Here is a 2,968-nt window from a genome sequence, read left to right on the forward strand (position 1 = left end):
TCTGGCATAATTAAAGCATAACCATTATTATAGCGTTCTAAACCCAGAGGTTGAACAATAGCTGGGTGTTGCAGATGACAAGTGATGATGTATTGGTTGCGAAATTGGACTAATTCATTGAAACTAGGGTAATGGTTCCGTAGAACTTTAACGATAACAGACTGCCCAGTGCTGTTTTGAATAGATTTATAGACTAGGGTTCGTTTTCCGTCATATATTTGGTTTGTTTCTTGATATCCAGGTAAGTTGAGCATGATTGTCACCAGAAAAATTCCCAAAAGATAATTGGTTTTATTTTATACCAATTTCATCAACTTGAGCTACTTGGGTTGGGAGTAGTCAGGAGGTAAGGTGAGTCGCCTTACTTTTTGAATTTGGTATTACTACATTTTATCATTTTCTAGAAGTAACTTGACGATTAGATGTCTCCCAAAATTACTGATTAAATCAATTCTTATTTATAAATTATCAATTAAAGTTCCTTGGAGATAAAAATTGAAAATGTTCAAAAGTTTACTATATAATGCCTATTTTATAAATCTTTGCTACAAATATTTGGATTTTTTCTAGTAGTGGTGATTCGCAAATCACCCGTACAGTAGGGGCGAAAAGCGTTTGCGGAGCATGACAAACGGAAATCCCCCATACAGTAGAAGTAGTTTTTATTATCATTTTTGGCTATGAAACAATCTATTCTAGTAAATTTGCATGACTACTTAAAATACTTTAGTTGACTAAGCTATTTGTAACATTCTTTGGGAAAATTGCTAGTATAAGAGTTTCAGGATTTTATATCATGTCCGGTTGAATATTGACAATGCTTGAGGAGGTAATATCAAATCCGGTTAAACAGTTATAGATTGCTTAACTCAGGAGGAGTCAGGAGGTAGAGACGTTGCATAAGGGCGTCCGTAGGTCCTCAGGAGGAGAAATAATCATAAAGATGAGCGTAGTTACAGAAGATAGGAGATTTTTTTTATGTCCAATTAAACGGATTTGATATTACTCATTACTCATTACTCATATCATGTCCGGTAGCAAAGGTAGGGAACAGGGAACACTTAACTGGGAACAGGGAGGAGGGAGGAGGGAACACTTAACTGGCAGGAATACTTAAGAGCCAGAAAAAAACTTAAATTTCCGGTAAAATTCACCCTTGAGTTTACACCAACGATACCAGCGGACATGATATCATTACTCCTAACTCATTACTCATTACTCATTACTCCTAACTCCTAACTCATTACTCCTAACTCATTACTCATTACTCATTACTCCTAACTCCTAACTCATTACTCCTAACTCATTACTCATTACTCATTACTCCTAACTCATTACTCCTAACTCATTATTCCTAACTCATTACTCCTAACTCATTACTCCTAACTCATTACTCCTAACTCATTACTCCTAACTCATTACTCCTAACTCATTACTCCTAACTCATTACTCCTAACTCATTACTCATTACTCCTACCTCATTACTCATTACTCATTACTCCTACCTCATTACTCATTACTCATTACTCATTACTCCTAACTCATTACTCATTACTCCTAACTCATTACTCATTACTCCTAACTCATTACTCATTACTCCTAACTCATTACTCCTTGTAGCGGTAGTAGTTAAATAGGAATATCTATAATGAATTTAGTACCTTTTTCCGGTTGAGAAATACACTGCAATTCCCCTCCATGTTGCTCGGTAACTATCTGATAACTAATAAACAAACCCAGTCCAGTACCTTTACCAACTGGTTTGGTAGTAAAGAAGGGATCAAAAATACGTTGCTGAACAGTCTCACTCATTCCTGCCCCATTGTCAGCAATGGAAATCCTGATACTCTCCTGGTTCTGCATTTGAGTAGCGATCCTAATGTCCGGACAATCTGGCGCTAGTGAAGTAGTTAAAGCATCAATGGCGTTAGTGATAATCTGTAGAAACACTTGATTGAGTTGACTAGCGTAACAGTTGACAGGGGGTACTTCCCCGTAGTCTTTCACTATAGCAATATCTGGGCGATCGCCATTACCTTTGAGACGATGCTGTAAAATCAGCAGGGTATTTTCTAATCCTTCATGGATATCTACCCGCTTCATTCCTTGTTCGTCAAGGCGGGAGAAATTGCGTAAACCCAGAACAATTTGGCGAATGCGATCGCTTCCTGTTTGCATAGAATCAAATACTTTTTCTAAATCCTTACAGATAAATTCTAGATCTATCTCTTCTAATTTCTCTTGTACAGTCACACTGGGAACAGATAAACTTTCCTGGTAAGAGTTGAGCAACTCTAGTAAATCCTGGACATATTCGCGAGCGTAAGTAATATTACCTGAAATAAAACTAATAGGATTATTGATTTCATGGGCAATTCCAGCTACCATTTGACCTAAAGAAGACATTTTTTCGGTCTGGATCAGTTGAGATTGGGTTTGCTGCAATTTTTGCAGGGTTTCTTGTAAGTGTTGATTGTTTTCTTGGAGTTGTTGGGTTCTGTGTTCAACTTGAACTTCTAGGTTATGGCTATAGTTTTCTAGATGTTGGTAAAGTCTGGCGTTTTCGATGGATATTGCTGCTTGGGCAGTCAACAGGTTGAGCAGTTCGATCCGCTCTGCAGTAAATGCTTCAGTAGTGAGATTGTTTTCTAGGTAGAGAATGCCAATGAGTTTTCCTTGATAAACTATGGGCGTGCAAAAGAGACTTTTGGGTGGTTGTTTGAGCAAATAAGGATCGGCATTAAAGGTATTGTTTTGTTCAAGGTTGTTGAGTAGCAGAGTCTCTTGAGTCCGTTTGACTGTGTTAATGATGCTGCTAGGAACGGTTTCGGTTTCCGCTAAAGGAGTAGTGGATAGATCGCAAGTGTCATTATTGCACTCAGCGACAATTTCCCAATTTTCGGAGTTGTTCAATAATAAGACGGCTTTGTTAGCTCCAGCATTCTCAATTAAGAGTTGCATTAATTTA

The 2,968-nt window shown here is 37.6% G+C and carries 2 protein-coding genes; both read right to left on the minus strand.

The features are described from left to right. On the minus strand, positions 1–254 hold a 254-nt coding region (locus F6K40_RS39575; RefSeq protein ID WP_293145607.1), incomplete at its 3' end, for a hypothetical protein. A gap of 1,375 nt (positions 255–1,629) precedes the next feature. Beyond that, positions 1,630–2,968, minus strand: a 1,339-nt coding sequence (locus F6K40_RS39580; RefSeq protein ID WP_293145610.1) for a GAF domain-containing sensor histidine kinase, incomplete at its 5' end; no start/stop codon positions are given.

This window comes from Okeania sp. SIO3I5 (assembly GCF_010672085.1).
In the GTDB taxonomy this organism is placed as follows: domain Bacteria; phylum Cyanobacteriota; class Cyanobacteriia; order Cyanobacteriales; family Microcoleaceae; genus Trichodesmium.